The sequence below is a fragment of the Marinifilum sp. N1E240 genome, assembly GCF_009295825.1.
In the GTDB taxonomy this organism is placed as follows: Bacteria; Bacteroidota; Bacteroidia; order Bacteroidales; family Marinifilaceae; genus Marinifilum_A; species Marinifilum_A sediminis.
In genome coordinates this window covers 507,174-525,564 of record NZ_WHKF01000001.1, presented here as the reverse complement: position 1 = coordinate 525,564, position 18,391 = coordinate 507,174, and the positions used below count along the sequence as shown (strand labels likewise).

Here is an 18,391-nt window from a genome sequence, read left to right as displayed (position 1 = left end):
ATTTGTTTTTAGTATCTTACTTTCACTTTTTTATGAGAATAGGCTACCAATTGGATAAAGTATGATGGATTTTTCTGAGGTTATTCAAAATAATATTTCGGTACAGACACTACTAAAGTCGATTTCGGAAGGCGTTGTTTTTATTAATAAACAAGGTCAAATTGTATTTGTCAACTCAAAAGCCCTTCAGTTATTCGAATTTGAAGAAAAAGAAATGGTGGGTCAATTTATTGATATTCTAATTCCCAATCGTTTTAAGAATAATCATGGAAATCATATTAAATCCTACTTCACTAATCCTAAGAATCGCTCAATGGGCGATGAGAATTCAAAACTATTAGCCAGAAAAAAAAGTGGCGAAGAATTTCCTGTAGAAATAAGTTTAAGTTTTATCAATTCTGGCAATCAGTTGTTTGGCATGGCATTTATTACTGATATATCAGCCAGAGTAAAAATTGAAAATGAACTGCAACAACGAAATCTTGAATTGGATGCTTATGCCCACACGGTAGCTCATGATTTACAATCACAATTAAACAGCATTATTGGATTTGGACAAATTTTGCTAAACAAAAATAATCTGACTGAAGAAAAAAGAAATTACATCACCGAATTGATTGTTGCCAATGGCACTAAAATGAGCAATATTATTCAGGAAATTCTGTTTTATGCCAACCGGAAAAAAGAAGATATTGAAATCTCTGAACTAAATATGAACCAGATTGTTGATGAAGCCATTCAACGAATCAATCCTTCCGAAAGGAAAAATATCGAAATAAAAATTTCTCCTCAACTTGATTCTTCATATGGTTGTGCACCTTTAATTGAAGAGGTCTGGTACAATTACATTCGAAATGCAATTCGATATGGGGGAAATCCACCAAAAATTGAAATTGGAAGCACCCAAAAAGACAATGGTTACAATAAATTTTGGATAAAAGACAATGGCAAAGGATTAAACGAATATCAAATAAAATTCATTTTCTCAGATCCTCAGAAAATGGGTGAAGGCATAGTTAAAGGCAATGGTTTAGGATTGTCCATTGTTCAGCGCATTGTAAAAAGACTAGATGGCTGGGTTTATGTAGAAAGTGAAATAGGAAAAGGCAGTAAGTTTAGCTTTTATTTGCCTACAAATATGCCTGAAGAAAATAAAAATGGTCGATTAAAATAACCGACCATCTGAATTATTTTAAAGCTGTTTTAGCAACTCTCTTGCAATTACAACTCCATTTACCGAAGCTTGCATTAATCCTCGTGTTATACCGGCACCATCACCACCTAAGTAAAGATTATTTACCGATGTTGACTGGAAACTTTCATCCACTTTTGTGATATTGCTATAAAATTTCACCTCGACACCATACAATAAAGTTTCATCTGATGCCAAACCTGGAGTAACTTTATCCAAAGCGTAAATCATTTCCTCAATGTCCTTTAAAATACGGTGAGGCAATACCAAACTCAAATCTCCAGGAACTGCATCCTTTAAAGTAGGAATGATATTGTTACGATACAATCTTTTCGATGTGGTTCTTCTTCCACGTACCAAATCTCCAAATCGCTGCACCAAAATCTGATTGTTGGTTAGCATATTTGCCAACCTTGCAATGTGCTTTCCATACTCAATTGGTGCTCTAAATGGTTCGGTAAATTTCTGAGATACCAAAAGTGCAAAATTGGTATTGTCACTTTTTAAATCTTTAAAGCTATGTCCATTCACTACCGCAAGATTGTCATCGTAATACTCAGATGATACAAAACCACCAGGATTACTACAAAAAGTTCGAACCTTATCGTCGAAAGTTTGGGTATAATGAATCAATTTCGCCTCATAAAAATTGTCATTGATATCTTGCATGATTTCATTTCTACACTCCACACGAACCCCTATATCAACCACTCCTACTTCGGTTGATATACTCTCCTTACTACACTCCTTCATCAACCAATCTGCACCATCACGACCAACTGAAACCATTACCAAATCACCATAGTAAGTTCCTTTACCGTTCTTCACTCCCTTAATGGTATCTCCATCCAAAATAAGACTTTCAACAGCACAATTAAATCGAACATCCACTCCTTTGTCAATCACATAATCGTATAATTTTCGATACAGATCCTGAGCCTTTTCTGTTCCCAAATGACGGACCGGGCAATGAACCAATTTTAAATTGGATTCAATTGCTTTTCGGCGGATGGTTTCCATTTCTGGCGTTAATTTCTCACCATGAATATCCGTAGCTGCTCCAAACTCCAAATAAATATCATCGGTATAGCGAATCAATTCAATGGTTTCTTCCACTCCTAAATACTCTGGCAAAGTACCACCTACTTCATGCGACAAGGACAATTTTCCATCTGAAAAAGCTCCTGCTCCTGCCCAACCTGTAGTAATACTGCAAGGTTTGCAATGTACACAAGTTCCACCATTGGTGTGTTTCGGGCAATTCCTCTTATCCATACCTCTACCTTTTTCAAGGATAAGGATTTTTAAATCACTTCTGTTTTTTACTAATTCGTAAGCACAAAAAATACCGGCTGGACCGGCTCCGACAATAATCACATCGTATTTTCCCATACGTTTTATTTTATTTTTAAAGATTAATGCGGCTTACCATTTTTTCTAAAGGCAAACTTTTAAAAATAGGCATTCTTTTTAAGAAAATAGCCTCTCTTTCTTTATATCCATTTTAAATTTCGGGCACAAAAAAACCGGAACATTAAATGCTCCGGTTGGTATTGTTTTAGTTGTTATTTATCTTTTTGCAAATTCTTTTTTCCCATTTTCAAGGAACTCAAGAAATGCATCCGCATTTAAATCGTAAGCTCTTGGATTAACCAAACTGTTCTCCTCCTGATCCATTAAAACGTAATATGGTTGAGCATTTACACCGAAACGAGTAATCTGAAAATCAGCATATTTTTTACCTAAAGTTTTCTTGACTTTTCCATCATAGGTAGATGTTATCCAATCCGACTCTGGTAATTTCTCTTTATCATCCACATAAAGTGCAATAATCACATAATCTTCGCGAAGTACTTTCTGCACTCGAGCATCAGACCAAACATTAGCTTCCATCTCACGACAATTTACACAACCGTGACCAGTAAAATCGATAAATACAGGTTTGTTTTGTTCTTTAGCACAAGCTAATCCCTGCTCAAAATCAAAATATCCTTTCAATCCGTGTGGTAAATGCAATCTATCTGCATATTTAGGTGCTTCACACAAATCATTTTTTGCATTATACGAAGCTCCTGACTGATCGCGAACAATTGCAGAGATATCAAAATCTTGCGTTGTTTGAGGTGGCAAATATCCGGAGATTGCTTTTAATGGCGCACCAAACATTCCCGGAACCATGTAAACTACAAAAGAGAATGAAATAATAGACAGCATCAAACGTGGTACTGAAACGTATTTTACTTCACTATCGTGACTGAATTTTAACTTTCCTAACAGGTAGAATCCCATTAGGATGAAAATAACAATCCAAATTCCCAAATAAATTTCACGATCTAATATTCCCCAACCGTAAGCTTGATCCGCAATACTTAAGAATTTCAATGCCAAAGCTAATTCTAAAAATCCTAAAATTACCTTTACAGAATTTAACCAGCCACCCGATTTAGGTAAGCTATTCAACCACGAAGGGAATATTGCAAATAATGCAAATGGAAGAGCAAATGCCAAAGAGAATCCAAACATACCAATAATAGGTTCCAATACTTCACCACCTGCTGATTTAACCAAGATAGATCCTACGATAGGACCAGTACATGAAAATGAGACCAAAACCAATGTAAATGCCATGAAAAAGGATCCTGCCAATCCACCTTTATCTTCATTGGCAACAGATTTATTAACCACCCAACTTGGCATCGTAATCTCAAACATTCCGAAGAATGAAAATGCAAAAATTAAAAAGATTACAAAGAATATAATATTTGGAATCCAATGAGTACTTAACCAATTAGCAAAACTTGGACCTAATGTTACTGACACTATTGTACCAATAATTGTATAGATACCAATAATGCATATACCATAGAAAATAGCGTTAAAAATTGCTTTACCTCTATTCTCTGAGCTGTTCATAAAAAATGATACAGTCATTGGAATCATTGGAAATACACATGGAGTTAATAGGGCAAATAATCCAAATACAAAGGCTCCAAAAAACAATCCCCATAATGATGAATACTCCTTATGAGGATTCTTCATAGGGTTGCTTTTTTCCTTAACTAGTTTATCTGCAACAACTGCAGCTTCTTTCCCTTTGTTAATTTTGAAATCAAAATCAGGAGTAAAAAGAACACATTCTCCTTCTCTACAAGTTTGATATTCCATTTCACCAGAAACGGTGAAAGCTGACTCGTTTAGAACTTTAATTCGCTGTTTTAGAATTGCCTCACCAGCGAAATACTGAATATCCATTTCAAAGATATCATCGTATTCAGTTTTGGCTTTTGTAATTTCTTCAACTTCTCCTACTCTCTCGTAGTTTGCCGATTCATTAAAAATAAAGCTAAGACGAATTGGACCACCATCCTCAAAATGCTGGGAGTACAAATGCCACTCCTTGTCTATTGTAGCTTTAAATACCAAATCAACTTCGGTATCACTAATTTTTTCAGTTGAAAAATCCCAGGATACGGTTTCAAGAATTTGTGCTTGACTTGAAATAATACCGGTAAGGAAAATCCCCAGGAATAATGCAAGAATTTTTTGTTTCATAAGGTTTTGTTTTGTTGCTTTTAACACCCACAAAATTAGCATTATATAGCAGTCATACAAAACAAGAACAACCTCTTAACATATTTTTAAGAAGTTGCACAATACATCAAACTCAATACATGAAATTTACAGCTTAATTTCGCTGTTATTTTTATCGAAGAATTTGTACCCTAAGAGGTCATATGAAGGAATTTCAAGAATATTTAGCTTAATTCCCAATTGAGATTGCCATTGTCGACGCAAAGTTTTCCAAAATCCTTTATTAATATAGGCTGCAACAAAAGGATGAACTTTTAATGTTATTTTCTTTTCATCACTTTGCTCAACTACTAATTTAAGTCTTTGTTCTATCTGATCGGTAAGCAATACTACAGGAGAAATTTTACCTGATCCTAAACAAGTAGGACAAGTTTCCTGGATTTCAATATTCATTTCAGGGCGAACTCTCTGGCGAGTTATCTGCATCAAACCAAACTTACTTAATGGTAAGATATTGTGTTTGGTTCTGTCCTGACTCATGATTTCTTTCATGCGTTCGAAAACCTTCTGACGGTTTTCAGCTGCATGCATATCAATAAAATCGACAACAATAATTCCACCCATATCACGCAAGCGAAGTTGACGAGCAATTTCATCTGCAGCAGCAAGATTCACTTCAACAGCATTTGTTTCCTGATCGTTTCCTGCTTTCGAGCGATTTCCACTATTCACATCAATAACATGCAAAGCTTCTGTATGCTCTATAATCAGGTAAGCACCATTCTTAAATGAAACCGTTTTTCCGAAAGAAGATTTTATTTGTTTATCCACTCCAAGTTGATCAAAAATAGGCACATCACCAGTGATATGCTTTACAATTTTCGATTTTTCAGGAGCTATTCCAGCAATGTAATTTTTTATAGATTTAGCTGCACTTGCATCATTAACGTAGATATTCTCAAATGAAGAATTCAGTATATCACGCAAAATCGCAGTCGTTCTATCCATCTCCCCCAACACCAGTTGTGGAGGATTCATATCCCTAATGTGTAAAAAGCTTTCCTCCCATTTCTCAACCAATGATCTCAATTCCTGATCTAACTCTGCTACACGTTTGCCTTCGGCAACCGTACGCACAATGATTCCGTAATTTTTTGGTTTGATACTTTGAAGTAATTGCTTCAAACGATTCTTCTCTTCGGTAGATTTAATTTTCTGTGAAATAGAAACCTTATCAGAGAAAGGCATCAGGACGATATTACGCCCAGCAATGGATATTTCCGAGCAAAGTCTCGGTCCTTTTGTGGAAATTGGTTCTTTAGCCACTTGAACAAGTAGGTATTGACCTGATTTAACTACATCAGCAATTTTACCATTCTTGTCGATATCTTGTTCCAATCTCATTTTAGAGATGGACAAGTTACGCCCTTTACGAGCAAGTGCCTGTTGTAAAAATTTATTTAGAGAACGGAACTGATGTCCTAGATCCAAATAATGAAGGAAAGCATCTTTTTCATACCCAACGTCAACAAATGCTGCATTTAAGCCAGGCATAATCTTTTTCACTTTTCCCAAATATATGTCTCCTACCGCAAACTGAAGATTACTTTTCTCTCTAGTTAACTCAACCAACTGTCGGTTGCTTAATAGAGCAATTACAATTTCATTAGGGTTTACATCAATTACTAGCTCGTTACTCACTATAAATTCTTCTTATTTTTATTAAAGGTAATCAGTTCTTACAAATAGATAAACCTAAAGTACTAAAAAGTTCTTTAGGTTTATTTATTTTCGTTCTTACAAACAAGCAATTAAGAAAACTATTTCTTCTTCTTATGACGATTTTTTCTTAATCTTTTCTTACGCTTGTGCGTAGCCATCTTATGTCTTTTTCTTTTCTTTCCGCTAGGCATAACTTAATATTTTAATTAATTAATATCTTAAAACTACTTTACGTTAGTTTTCACTTTACTCACAAAAGTTTTAGCTGGCTTAAATGCCGGAATAAAGTGTTCAGGGATAATAATTGTGGTGTTTTTAGAAATGTTTCTTGCAGTTTTCTCTGCTCTTTTCTTAACGATAAAACTCCCGAAACCTCTCAAATACACATTCTTTCCTTTTACCAATGAACCCTTAATAGTATCCATGAAAGCTTCAACAGTCTTTTGTACTGTAATTTTCTCAATTCCTGTGTTTTTAGAAATCTCGTTAACAATATCTGCTTTAGTCATCTCTTAAAAAATCTTTAATTATCAATTATTTACAACATCATTTCCTCAAATCAGAATGCAAATATATAAGATTTCCAGTTATTAATGAAATCGAAAACAAATATTTTTACGCAAATTTGAAAAAAAAAGAATCATTCAATTTTTTCGAGATGCTTAATAACCAAATCATAAACTGGTATTCTATACATAAACGAGATCTTCCGTGGCGTAAAACCAAAGATCCCTATTCAATATGGATATCAGAAATCATGCTACAACAGACAAGAGTTTCAACAACAATAGATTATTATAATCGCTTTATAACTCAATTTCCAACGGTTAAAGATTTGGCTAATGCCGATGAACAAGAGGTTCTAAATCTTTGGCAAGGACTTGGTTACTATTCACGAGCAAGAAATTTACATTTTGCTGCAAAAACAATAGTAAAAGAACACAAAGGCATATTTCCCGACTCCTATAATAGTATACTTACATTAAAAGGAATTGGAACATATACTGCTGCCGCAATTTCATCTTTCGCTTACAATTTACCTCATGCAGTTTTAGATGGAAATGTTTTTAGAGTATTATCACGTATATATGGTATAGAAACACCTATTGACAGTGGAAAAGGAAAAAAACTTTTCCAGCAATTGGCTACCGAAACCATGGGTGATGCTATTCCCGAAGTGTACAATCAAGCAATAATAGAATTTGGAGCTTTACAATGTACTCCTAAATCACCCAACTGCGAATCTTGTCCGCTACTTGCTAATTGTTTTGCTCATAAGAATCAAATGATTGAGGTATTGCCTAAAAAGAGCAAACAAATTAAAACGAAAAATCGATATTTTTACTATTTGTTCCTATCTTGCTCGGGTCGATTTGCCATTGAAAAAAGAGAAGGAAAAGACATATGGGAAAACATGTACCAATTTCCTTTAATTGAGACGGATCACCCAGTAGAACATCACGATTTGATGAAAACTGAAAAATGGAATTTGTATTTAAAAAATAGTACAGCGATTATTAATAGCCAAACAAAACCAATAGTACACAAATTGAGTCATCAGCACATTCATGCTAGTTTTGTTCATATCACAGTTAAAGAAGAAGAATTAGCTAAAAATGATCTTGTTTTTATTTCAATGGAAGAAGCGGAGAAATATCCTTTTCCAAAACTGATTGAAAATCATTTGAAAATAATCAGTAAATAAAAGTATACCAACATATTATGATGCAAGTTATTATTTTGTATCTTTAAACTATTGTTAATTAAAAAAATCAATTATAATGTCTGTAAACAAAGTAATTCTAGTAGGTAACGTCGGTAAAGATCCGGAAGTTAAGTACTTCGATAATGACGTTAGTGTTTGTAATTTTCCTTTAGCAACAAGTGAAACCTATACAAAAAACAATGAAAAGGTTACACAAACCGAATGGCATAATGTTGTTCTTTGGCGTGGATTGGCAAAGGTTGCTGAAAACTACGTTAAAAAAGGTATGCAACTATATATCGAAGGTAGTTTAAGAACCAGATCATGGGAAGATCAGGATGGTAATAAAAAATATATCACTGAAGTAATGGCAACTAACATGCAAATGCTAGGTCGTAAAGCTGACAATGAAGCTACTTCTCAGCAAGCTACTTCTGAAACAACTCAGCCTGCAGCATCAACAGCCGATACTGCCGAGGAAGAAACTGATGATCTTCCATTCTAATTATCCTGATGTAAACTAATTGAATACAAAATTGGAAACTGAAAGTTTTTCAACACTTTTTTTAAACAATTCAAATATTGTTTTTCATTCTTTAAGCATAAGTACCATTGTAAGCTTATTTATAATGGTACTTCTTTTATTTTGTTCGGCTCTGATCTCTGGTTCTGAGGTTGCGCTTTTTTCTTTGTCTCCTCAACAGGTTAACGATATCGAAGCGGAAGACAACACGAAGAATAAGCACTTACTCAAACTTTTGAGGATGCCAGAAAAGCTATTGGCTACAATACTGATCGCAAATAACTTCGTTAATGTCGGAATTGTAATACTATCCAGCTTCATAACAAATTCGCTTGTTGATTTCTCGAATGCCGAAACCATCGGATTTATTGTACAAGTAGTAATTATTACTTTCCTGCTTTTACTATTTGGCGAGATTATACCTAAAGTATACGCCACACAAACTTCGGTTCGTTTCTCAAAGTTCATGGCGTTTCCATTGTTTTACCTAGAGAAAATATTTCGACCACTTTCGGTGATATTGATAAAATCAACTTCGATAGTAAACAAACGGATTTCGAAAAAACAGAATATTTCAATGGGCGATTTATCCCAAGCTTTAGAGCTTACTGCCGATGAAATAACTGAAGAGATGGAAATTCTGGAAGGAATCGTAAATTTTGGAAACATTAATGTGGAAGAAATTATGAAGTCGAGGGTTGATGTAATTGCTATGGATGTTCGAGATGGTTTTGGTAAGGTAAAATCTACTATTATAGAATCGGGTTATTCCCGAATTCCTGTTTACGACGGTACTTTCGACAATGTGAGTGGTATATTGTATGTAAAAGATCTTTTGCCTCATCACCACAAACCAAACACTTTTCGCTGGCAATCTATCATTCGACCTCCTTATTATGTGCCTGAAACAAAAAAAATAAATGATCTTTTGGAAGAATTCCAAACTCAGAAAAACCATATGGCAATTGTGGTTGATGAGTATGGCGGAACATCTGGCATTATCACTATGGAAGATATTCTGGAAGAGATTATTGGTGACATAACCGATGAATCGGATGAAGAAAAGGACACTTTTACTCTTGAAAAAGACGGTTCTTATCTGTTCGAGGGAAAAACTCTTTTAAACGATTTCTTTAAAATTGTTGATCTTGACTCTGATATTTTCGAAAATGTTAAGGGTGATGCTGATACCTTAGCAGGTTTACTACTTGAAATAAAAGGAGAAATTCCTCAGAAAAAAGAAGAGTTCACCTATGAATCTTATCGATTTATTGTTGAAGCTGTTGATAACAGAAGAATAAAGAAAATTCGTTTTCTTCCTCCTAAAGTCAAGGTTAAGCAGTAATTTCACCTCAATATTATAATGTGGATACTTTTCCACTCTCAATTGTCTATTTATGAAATTGAATAAATTTATCTTCTTGCTACTTCTTTTAGGTATTGCAGTAAGTCAAATCTCGTGCAAAAAAAAATATACTCCACGCCCTAAGGGATACTTTAGAATCGATATGCCTCAAAAGCAGTATCAGAATTGGAATGAGGATTATCCTTGCAGTTTTGATGTATTGAATTATGCAAAAATTACAAAAGATAAATCGAAAGGTGCAGAAAAGCATTGGTTAAACATTCAATATCCTGAATACAAGGCAACCATTCATCTTAGCTATAAAAAAGTTGACAACAACATTGAGGACTATCTTGAAGATTCAAGAAAAATGGCATACAAACACAGCATAAAAGCTGATGCAATTGGTGAACAGGCGTACCTGAATAATGACAATAAAGTTTATGCTTTAATCTACAGGATAAAAGGAAATGCAGCCTCATCGGTACAATTTGTTGCCACAGATAGTACAAATCATTTTTTAAGGGGTGCACTGTATTTTAAGCAACATCCCAATCAGGATTCTTTAGCTCCTGTTATTAATTATATCGATCAGGATATGGTAAGATTAATCGAATCTCTTAAATGGAAATAATCTAAGAATGCCGATTTTTAAACACATATCAATTCACACCAATTGCAATCTGTACATCTGGAAAATAGATGAAAGTTTGAATCAACTTCTTCAATTGGTAACCCTTAACGATACCGACATACAAAAATTCGAGAAATTCGGTAGCGAATCGAGAAAAAAAGAGTTTTTATGCACTCGAATATTAATCCAAAAATGTTTGGGAACAGATGTGCAGGTTTATAACGATGAACATGGCAAACCACACCTGATCAACTCTAATCTTAAAATAAGCATTACACATACCAAAAGTTTTGTTGCTATCCTTTTAAGCAAAACCCATGTTCATGCTCTTGATATGGAATATTTATCGGAACGAGTTTATCGAATTGCTCCCCGATTTCTTTCCAAATCAGAGCTGGAAAATATTTCAGAAACGGATAAAACTTTGCATTTGTACCAACATTGGTGTGCCAAGGAGTGCTTGATTAAACTTTACGGAAAAAAAGATGTTCACTTGATTGATGAACTAAAAATCGATGCATTTCAACCAAGTGATAAAAGATTTACCGGTGCAGTCTGCAGAGCAGATTTCTTGAAAAAATATACTTTCGAATATTTACAGTTCGATGACTATTTGCTGGTCTATTCTTTAAAATAAACCAACAACAATTATGATTTTATTCGTTTCTACAAAAAACGATTGCCATAAAATCATCATGAAAATGCAATCCTAAAAAAATTATTGACCTATCAGCAGCATTTTATCCCTTTCAACCCTAGTAGATGGATATAAAATAATGGTGGAATGTGCATCGAAAAAAAAGAATGAACATACCAGCAACATTTTATCTCCTTCCAAAAACATATATGCCACAATCATCCCGGAATGTGTATCAAAAAAATAAAATGGATATACATTCATATCGGCACACCAGCTCTAAAAAAATAACTGGGATGTAGCCTTCACCACAGATGTCTCAAAAAAATATGATGGCTTTATCGGCATGATCCTATATGCTTCCTCGAAAATTTATGGGGATATAGCCATGATCATACAAATTTCCAAAAAAAACAATCCCCAAAAAGAAGCAACTGATATTTGTTCTCTGATGACTGTTTACTGATAACTAATCACAGCTTCTTACTGAGTCAACTCTTCAATTGGATTTCCATCGCAGCCTGCTGGAATGGAAATGTTCAGAAAATTAGAAATTGTAGGTACAATATCCTCTACTTGAACAGAGCGAGTAATTGTTGATCGCTTAATTTTCCATCCAAACCAAAACAAAGGAACCTGATTGGTGTAGCTGTATTGTGCAATCTCATCTCTCTCGTCTTTGGTTTTATGCATCCATCCTGGTTCAAGAGTAATCATTACATCTCCCGAACGTTTCTGATTGAACGAACATTGTACCTTTTGTTTGATACCATGAGTATAATTTGTCTTAATCAAACTATTTGCTGTAATGGTATTGGCAACTCCTGTAAACTGAATTAAGAAATTCGCGGCTTTCACCTGCATTTCTTCCAATGAAAGTTTTGAATCTTCTATTAACTCATGATTCAAATACACCTGTTGCGAATCATAACCCAAAATCCACTCACCATTACCATACACAACATTTAAGTATGATTTTAAAAGAGCCATTGCATTAAAGGAGCTGAAATATCCGTTCGGAATGTTCTGAGCTTTTAGATTGTCTGGTGTATAATTTGCAGATTGATCGGCAGTTAAAAACACCAACACATTTTCCAAACCGATTTGTTCATCTAAAAAATCAAGAAAATGTTCTATCTCTCTATCCAACCTTACAAAATTATCAACCATTTCTGGAGCAAAAGGGGAAAGATCTCTGTGTTTATAATCCAAACACGAAAAAGTTAAAGAAAGAAAATCAGAATCATCATCTCGCCCCAGGTTTTCATTAATAATAGCTGCAATTGCAAAATCTTTTACCAACATGTTTCCAAATGGTGTTGCTTTTATTGCTTTGTAACCAAAAGTTCTTTTTTCCTTATTTAAATCGTAGAAAAATTCGGTGTTCAATCCAACCTTCCCCAATAGTTTATCGGATACTGTTGGTTTATTTTCTCCATCAAAAGGAGTCCATACCCGATCCATATAGAAATCGGCAAATTTTTTCTCATTAAAAACATTCACCCAATTGTAAATGGTATCCTGATAATGTGAAGACGTGATAAATTTACCGGATAAATTGTCCATCCAATACGCTCCATCCGCAGCATGACCGGAAGAAAAAAGAGCTGCCTCAGCATTTAATCCTACTCCTATAACTCTGGAATGTTGATTGAATAATTTAATTTCATCGCCTATGGTTGGAGCCAATAAATTTTTAGGCGATTTGCCTTTTTCTTCTGAATCTATACCAACCAAATTTGCACTATCATCCTCATTAGCCATGTTCAACTCTCCCGATAATCGATTGTACCATCCATGCGAAATGATACCATGATAAGAAGGAGGAGTTCCCGTAAAAATCGTGGCGTGGTCGGGTCCGGTTTGTGAGTACAAATAACTAAACTTGGTATTCTTGCAATAAGTCCCCTGATTCATCAATCGTTTAAAGCCTCTATCACCTATTAAGTTTGAATATCTGAAATAATAGTCGGGACGTAAATGATCAACAACAATACCTACAACCAATTTAGGTTTTTCTGATGGGATTTTACGGGTTCGTTGAGCACTTAAACACAAAGTGTTGAATATCAAAATTGATATAATGAGTAAGGTTTTGAAGGTATTATTCATACTATGAGTTGTTGTCTTTTTAAAATTGTCCGCAACAAATATAGTTGATTCAGCCTGATAATAGCCTTGTTAAAATGTTAAAAACTGGATTAATAAAGATGTGAAGTTTGAATTTTCTTATTTGGCTTGTGGCTGATATCGTATTACATCAACCTGTTCCATGGTAATCATTCCTCCACCACCCGATTTTTCAATTAATAATTCTATAATATGAAGAAATCCTTCTACTTTCTCGGTAGAATCGACAATCTCGATGATGATTGGAAGATCATCAGACAAGGCAAAAATTTTTGAAGTATGAATTCTTGAACTTGCACCGTAAGACATGATTCCTCGATGCACTGTAACTCCCGCTAAGCCAAATTTTTTAGCTCCATAAACAATTGCTTCATAAAGCGGACGCTGATAAACTCTATCAGCTTCGCCAATAAATACACGTAATAATTTTGCCTTCCCTTTCAACTTCATATCGTATAGTATTTTATAGATATGAGTTACAGACAGAACTATTATATGAAACTAATATCTAAAATAACTTATGAATTTGTGTGCCTAAATAAACTGCTAACAAGCCTAAAAAAACACTCCCCGCCAGATATACAGAAAGATACAAAAATCCGCTGTCTTTTAAAAGATTGAGTTTATCGAATGCAAAGGAAGAGAATGTGGTAAACCCACCACAAAATCCGACTGCAAGAAACATTCTCATTTCCGGATTAATTAAATTATCTCGTTCCGCTAGTGAATAAACCACACCAATTATAAAACTTCCCAAAATATTCACTGTCATGGTTCCTATAGGAAAAATCGTATCAAAAATTCGATGAAGTCCCTGTCCTAATAAGTAACGAGAAACACTTCCGAAAAAACCTCCCATTCCTATAATCAATAAAGTACGAAGCATGAAAAAATAATTAATAATGAGTAATTGAAAATGAATAATTTAAAAATCCTAACTGATAACAAATATACTAATCTTGATTTAGATTAATAATTCATAAAAAATGGCTGCTCGAATCGAACAGCCATCTGTATTTTTATAAGGATTTAATTATACATTGAAACGGAAGTGCATAATATCACCATCCTGTACAATATATTCTTTTCCTTCTACATTCATTTTACCAGCTTCTTTACAAGCATTCTCAGATCCAAGTTCAGAGTAATCGTCATATTTAATTACCTCTGCACGAATAAATCCTTTTTCGAAATCGGTGTGAATAACACCAGCAGCTTGAGGAGCTTTCGCACCTTTAGGATAAGTCCATGATCTCACCTCTTTTACTCCAGCAGTAAAATAGGTTTCCAAATCAAGAAGTCTAAAAGCAGCTTTAATTAGCTTGTTAACTCCTGGCTCTTCCAATCCTAAATCTTCAAGAAACATCTGTTTCTCTTCGTAAGTTTCCAATTCTGCAATATCCGATTCAATACCAGCACCAACAACAAGAACTTCTGCATTTTCATCTTTTACAGCTTCTTTTACTGCATCAACATGCTTGTTTCCATCTTTTACCGATGCTTCATCAACATTACAAACGTAAAGAATTGGTTTTGTTGTTAGCAAGTGAAGATCCGTAGTTACTTTCTCATCTGCTTCGCTTAACTCAACAACACGAGCTGATTTACCTTGAATTAAGGCTTCCTGATAACGCTCCAAAACTTCACACAATCTTTTCGCTTCAGGATTTTTTCCAACTTTTGCCAACTTAGCGGCTTTTTGCAATCTAGCTTCAACAGTTTCCAAATCCTTTAATTGCAACTCGATATCGATAGTTTCTTTATCACGAATAGGATCTACAGAACCATCAACATGAACGATATTATCATTATCGAAACAACGCAATACATGAATAATAGCATTGGTCTCACGAATATTCGATAAGAATTTGTTACCTAATCCTTCTCCCTTACTCGCACCTTTTACCAAACCAGCAATATCAACAATCTCCATTACCGAAGGCTGCACTCTTTCTGGCTTCACCAATTCTGATAATCTAATCAAACGATCATCAGGAATGGTAATCACTCCTACGTTTGGTTCGATAGTACAAAACGGGAAATTAGCCGATTGTGCTTTCGCATTCGACAAACAATTAAACAAGGTTGATTTACCAACATTTGGTAATCCTACAATTCCACACTGTAATGCCATGGCAATTCTATATTATTTTGATTCGCGACTATTCATTTTTTAAAAATCTGTGCAAAAGTACATTTTAATTTCCGATGTGCCAATTTTCCCGATTCATCTCCTAAAAAATTGTTAATTGACTCAAAACGAAGCCAGATAATATTTCAAACCATTATATTTTCTATAGATTTATAGATAAGTGAAACTTATATGACCAAACGATTTATTCTCATATCGATTTTATATCTTGTTGCGATAACATTTATTCAAGCTCAAGATCCTGATTTCGGAAAATACCGATTAATAGATCGTCATGTAAGAAAAACGCCCGATAAAGTATCGGACAACTTAATTGATCTTCATCAATATCTAATTTCAGGAGCCAATTCAAAAGAGGAACAACTTAGAGCATTTTACATGTGGATTATTACCAATGTTCATTATAAAGATGAAGTTGAATTGCTATATGATCCGAACGTATTGTTCTATATCGGCTCTAACAATTGTGTGTCTCCGGTCTGTGTTTTAAAAAAACGAAAAGCGGTGTGCGAAGGATTCTCTAAGCTGTTTCAATTTTTCTGTATTCAATCAGGATTCGAATGCTATTCCATTGGTGGATATATTTCCAAAACAGGCAATTTTCAAGATAGAGCAACCCATTCATGGAATGTGGTTAAAATAAATAATGAATGGCGTTTTTTTGATTTAAGCTGGTCAAATGCAGTATTGCATCACTCAGGAATAAAGAGCCGAACCAATAAATTCTATATGGTACATCCTGAAAAATTTATTCTCACACATTTACCACTTACACAAATGTGGCAATTCTTAAAAACACCTATTACCATTAATCACTTTAATAGAGGTGAAGAAACTATTCAAAAATACATAAATGAAAGTTCGATAAACTATAACTATTCGGATACCCTAAGCTTTTTCAATAGTTTACCATACAAAAAGAGGCGATTAAAAACAGCTAAAGATATCGTAATAACAAATCCTGGCAACACATTCAATCAAGCCATTGAATATTATCGCTATTCAAGAATTGCCATAAATTACGATGGAGAAATAACATCATTACACTACTATGATCTTTTAGAAGCAAAAGAAATAATTAAAAAGGCAATAAATTTATTCAAACAATCAACCGGTATTTCCTCTGAAATAATGATGCTGAACTCAATGGATAGTTTCGATGCAATTCAACGACGTATTGAATCAGCTGGTGATGATATTATCCATTTAGAATGATTTATTTCTTCAAGTTATTTTAATTCAACTATAGTATAAGTAACTTTACCTTTTGAAAATTTAAAGCAAATCTCTTGAGAATAAAGACACTTACTATTATCGCACTGCTTCTGATTAATTTTATTCCCAATAAAATTTCAGCTCAAAAGAATAAAAATCTTCAAAATGAAAAGACCAAAATTCTTTTCATATTCGATGCCTCTCAAAGCATGAATGGTTATTGGGAGAAATCAAAAAAAATAGATATTGCCCGTAAATTCCTAATCCGAATGGTGGATAGTCTGGAGTGTGAAAACAATGTTGATATGGCTTTACGTGTCTACGGTCATCAAAGTGTTGTTCCTCCTCAAGATTGTAACGATACAAAACTTGAAGTACCCTTTCTGCCAAATAATGCGAGTAAAATTAGACAAACCTTACGCTTTATTACTCCAAAGGGGACCACTCCAATAGCACATTCTTTAGAGCTTGCAGCCAAAGACTTTCCACCAAATAAACCAGGTGTTCGAAATGTAGTAATATTAATTACCGATGGTGTTGAAGCATGCGATGGAGATCCTTGCGAAGTATCATTAAAACTGCAGAAAGCAGGTATTTTTCTTAAGCCATTTATTATCGGAATTGGTTTAGATGTGAATTTCAAGAGTAGTTTTGAATGTATAGGAAAATTTCTTCAAGTAAAAGAAGAACAACAATTTGGTAGCACATTGGAATATGTAGTATCTCAGGTTCTTAACAAAACATCAACTCAAATTAATTTAATAGATGCCAACGGATCACCTACCGAAACAGATGTTGCAATGACTTTTTACAACTCGGTTTCTGGAAAAGTACGATATCAGTTTATGCACACATTAAATGCAAAAGGAAATCCTGATACACTTTATATCGATCCTTTATTAAGCTATGATATTACGATTCATACTATTCCGGAAATTCATAGAGACAGTGTTAGTATAGTTCCAGGAAAACACACAAAAATTGGTTTTGATGCTCCTCAGGGAATGTTAAAAATAGAATCGAACCGAACCAGTTTATATAAAAACCTTAAAACTCTGGTAAAAAAAGATAGCGAAACCATAAATGTTCAGACTGTTAACAGAACGGTAAAATATATATGCGATAACTATGATTTAGAGATTTTAACTTTGCCTAAGATTAAAATTCAAAATGTAAAAATTGATCAAAGCAAAACTACTTCCATTAAAATTCCTCAACCTGGATTGGCAACCATCTTTAAACCAACATCGGGACCTTGTAGTTTATTTGTACAACGAGATAACAAATTGGAATGGATATATGACATGAATGAGAAGACTCTGAGAGAAACAATTACGCTTCAGCCAGGTGTTTATCATGTTATTTTCAGGAATAAAAATGCTTCCTTGTCGCAAAACTCTCGAAAAAGCAGTTTTGTTATCTCTTCAGGAAAATCAATTCCAGTCCGATTGTAATCATATTGATTTACAACAATCTAAATTTCTAAATTATTCCATTTTAAGCTTATTTAGGAGCTTAAGAACGAGGTAGGATTACATTTTTGTATATCTTTGCATCCATTAAATAAAATCTTACCAAGTTTTTATCATCTAAAATCTCATTTGT

The 18,391-nt window shown here is 34.0% G+C and carries 16 protein-coding genes; 8 read left to right on the top strand and 8 right to left on the bottom strand.

Features of this window, described 5'->3' with window-relative positions; translation table 11 throughout:
• Positions 1-61 precede the first annotated feature (61 nt).
• Entirely contained in the window at positions 62-1,174 is a 1,113-nt protein-coding gene (locus tag GCQ56_RS02310; protein ID WP_152732774.1) for a HAMP domain-containing sensor histidine kinase, read from the top strand.
• A gap of 18 nt (positions 1,175-1,192) precedes the next feature.
• Here the strand turns inward: GCQ56_RS02310 and GCQ56_RS02305 are convergent, their stop codons facing one another.
• From GCQ56_RS02305 to GCQ56_RS02290, 4 genes are all read right to left on the bottom strand, one after another.
• On the bottom strand, positions 1,193-2,584 hold the full coding sequence (locus GCQ56_RS02305) for an NAD(P)/FAD-dependent oxidoreductase (RefSeq protein ID WP_152732773.1): 1,392 nt from the start codon (positions 2,582-2,584) through the stop codon (positions 1,193-1,195).
• 177 nt (positions 2,585-2,761) lie between these two features.
• Positions 2,762-4,744: a cytochrome c biogenesis protein CcdA gene (locus tag GCQ56_RS02300; protein WP_152732772.1), complete on the bottom strand. Its 1,983-nt coding sequence runs from the start codon at positions 4,742-4,744 to the stop codon at positions 2,762-2,764.
• 126 nt (positions 4,745-4,870) lie between these two features.
• A complete protein-coding gene (locus tag GCQ56_RS02295) occupies positions 4,871-6,424 on the bottom strand; it encodes an Rne/Rng family ribonuclease (protein WP_299992973.1) in 1,554 nt (517 codons plus the stop codon).
• 245 nt (positions 6,425-6,669) lie between these two features.
• A complete protein-coding gene (locus tag GCQ56_RS02290) occupies positions 6,670-6,954 on the bottom strand; it encodes an HU family DNA-binding protein (protein ID WP_054714163.1) in 285 nt (94 codons plus the stop codon).
• Between the two features lie 149 nt (positions 6,955-7,103).
• Here GCQ56_RS02290 and mutY point away from each other — a divergent pair, with 149 nt between their 5' ends.
• The 5 genes from mutY (at position 7,104) to GCQ56_RS02265 (ending at position 11,289) form a co-directional block, all read left to right on the top strand.
• On the top strand, positions 7,104-8,150 hold the full coding sequence (gene mutY / locus GCQ56_RS02285; protein ID WP_152732771.1) for an A/G-specific adenine glycosylase: 1,047 nt from the start codon (positions 7,104-7,106) through the stop codon (positions 8,148-8,150).
• Positions 8,151-8,226: 76 nt separating this feature from the next.
• Positions 8,227-8,655: a single-stranded DNA-binding protein gene (locus tag GCQ56_RS02280; RefSeq protein ID WP_152732770.1), complete on the top strand. Its 429-nt coding sequence runs from the start codon at positions 8,227-8,229 to the stop codon at positions 8,653-8,655.
• A gap of 124 nt (positions 8,656-8,779) precedes the next feature.
• Positions 8,780-10,018, top strand: a complete 1,239-nt coding sequence (gene gldE / locus GCQ56_RS02275; RefSeq protein WP_152732769.1) for a gliding motility-associated protein GldE — start codon at positions 8,780-8,782, stop codon at positions 10,016-10,018.
• A 52-nt stretch (positions 10,019-10,070) separates the two neighbouring features.
• Positions 10,071-10,652, top strand: coding sequence for a gliding motility lipoprotein GldD (gene gldD / locus GCQ56_RS02270; RefSeq protein ID WP_152732768.1), 582 nt, complete (start codon positions 10,071-10,073; stop codon positions 10,650-10,652).
• A gap of 7 nt (positions 10,653-10,659) precedes the next feature.
• Positions 10,660-11,289 (top strand): 4'-phosphopantetheinyl transferase superfamily protein, encoded by a 630-nt coding sequence (locus GCQ56_RS02265; protein WP_152732767.1) that lies wholly within the window; start codon positions 10,660-10,662, stop codon positions 11,287-11,289.
• 483 nt (positions 11,290-11,772) lie between these two features.
• On the opposite strand, the gene GCQ56_RS02260 is transcribed toward GCQ56_RS02265, so the two are convergent.
• The 4 genes from GCQ56_RS02260 to ychF all read right to left on the bottom strand — a co-directional run bounded on the left by GCQ56_RS02260 (position 11,773) and on the right by ychF (position 15,553).
• Complete coding sequence (locus GCQ56_RS02260; protein WP_152732766.1) at positions 11,773-13,401, bottom strand: alkaline phosphatase family protein; 1,629 nt, start codon at positions 13,399-13,401, stop codon at positions 11,773-11,775.
• Positions 13,402-13,518: 117 nt separating this feature from the next.
• The gene (locus GCQ56_RS02255) at positions 13,519-13,869 is read right to left on the bottom strand and encodes a DUF190 domain-containing protein (protein WP_152732765.1); all 351 of its coding nucleotides are present in this window, start codon (positions 13,867-13,869) and stop codon (positions 13,519-13,521) included.
• Between the two features lie 58 nt (positions 13,870-13,927).
• Positions 13,928-14,305 carry a fluoride efflux transporter CrcB gene (gene crcB / locus GCQ56_RS02250; RefSeq protein WP_152732764.1) on the bottom strand — a complete coding sequence of 126 codons (378 nt, stop codon included), beginning with the start codon at positions 14,303-14,305 and terminating at the stop codon, positions 13,928-13,930.
• Between the two features lie 147 nt (positions 14,306-14,452).
• Positions 14,453-15,553, bottom strand: coding sequence for a redox-regulated ATPase YchF (gene ychF / locus GCQ56_RS02245; protein WP_152732763.1), 1,101 nt, complete (start codon positions 15,551-15,553; stop codon positions 14,453-14,455).
• A 189-nt stretch (positions 15,554-15,742) separates the two neighbouring features.
• Here ychF and GCQ56_RS02240 point away from each other — a divergent pair, with 189 nt between their 5' ends.
• Positions 15,743-16,786, top strand: a complete 1,044-nt coding sequence (locus GCQ56_RS02240; protein WP_152732762.1) for a transglutaminase domain-containing protein — start codon at positions 15,743-15,745, stop codon at positions 16,784-16,786.
• 74 nt (positions 16,787-16,860) lie between these two features.
• Positions 16,861-18,240, top strand: coding sequence for a VWA domain-containing protein (locus tag GCQ56_RS02235; protein WP_152732761.1), 1,380 nt, complete (start codon positions 16,861-16,863; stop codon positions 18,238-18,240).
• Positions 18,241-18,391 lie beyond the last annotated feature (151 nt).

Bases quoted from the DNA above. Each gene is read 5' to 3' on its own strand.
- GCQ56_RS02310 (WP_152732774.1), top strand. From the start codon at position 62: ATGATGGATTTTTCTGAGGTTATTCAAAATAATATTTCGGTACAGACA.
- GCQ56_RS02305 (WP_152732773.1), bottom strand. From the start codon at position 2,584: ATGGGAAAATACGATGTGATTATTGTCGGAGCCGGTCCAGCCGGTATT.
- GCQ56_RS02300 (WP_152732772.1), bottom strand. From the start codon at position 4,744: ATGAAACAAAAAATTCTTGCATTATTCCTGGGGATTTTCCTTACCGGT.
- GCQ56_RS02290 (WP_054714163.1), bottom strand. From the start codon at position 6,954: ATGACTAAAGCAGATATTGTTAACGAGATTTCTAAAAACACAGGAATT.
- mutY (WP_152732771.1), top strand. From the start codon at position 7,104: ATGCTTAATAACCAAATCATAAACTGGTATTCTATACATAAACGAGAT.
- GCQ56_RS02280 (WP_152732770.1), top strand. From the start codon at position 8,227: ATGTCTGTAAACAAAGTAATTCTAGTAGGTAACGTCGGTAAAGATCCG.
- gldE (WP_152732769.1), top strand. From the start codon at position 8,780: ATGGTACTTCTTTTATTTTGTTCGGCTCTGATCTCTGGTTCTGAGGTT.
- gldD (WP_152732768.1), top strand. From the start codon at position 10,071: ATGAAATTGAATAAATTTATCTTCTTGCTACTTCTTTTAGGTATTGCA.
- GCQ56_RS02265 (WP_152732767.1), top strand. From the start codon at position 10,660: ATGCCGATTTTTAAACACATATCAATTCACACCAATTGCAATCTGTAC.
- GCQ56_RS02260 (WP_152732766.1), bottom strand. From the start codon at position 13,401: ATGAATAATACCTTCAAAACCTTACTCATTATATCAATTTTGATATTC.
- GCQ56_RS02255 (WP_152732765.1), bottom strand. From the start codon at position 13,869: ATGAAGTTGAAAGGGAAGGCAAAATTATTACGTGTATTTATTGGCGAA.
- crcB (WP_152732764.1), bottom strand. From the start codon at position 14,305: ATGCTTCGTACTTTATTGATTATAGGAATGGGAGGTTTTTTCGGAAGT.
- ychF (WP_152732763.1), bottom strand. From the start codon at position 15,553: ATGGCATTACAGTGTGGAATTGTAGGATTACCAAATGTTGGTAAATCA.
- GCQ56_RS02240 (WP_152732762.1), top strand. From the start codon at position 15,743: ATGACCAAACGATTTATTCTCATATCGATTTTATATCTTGTTGCGATA.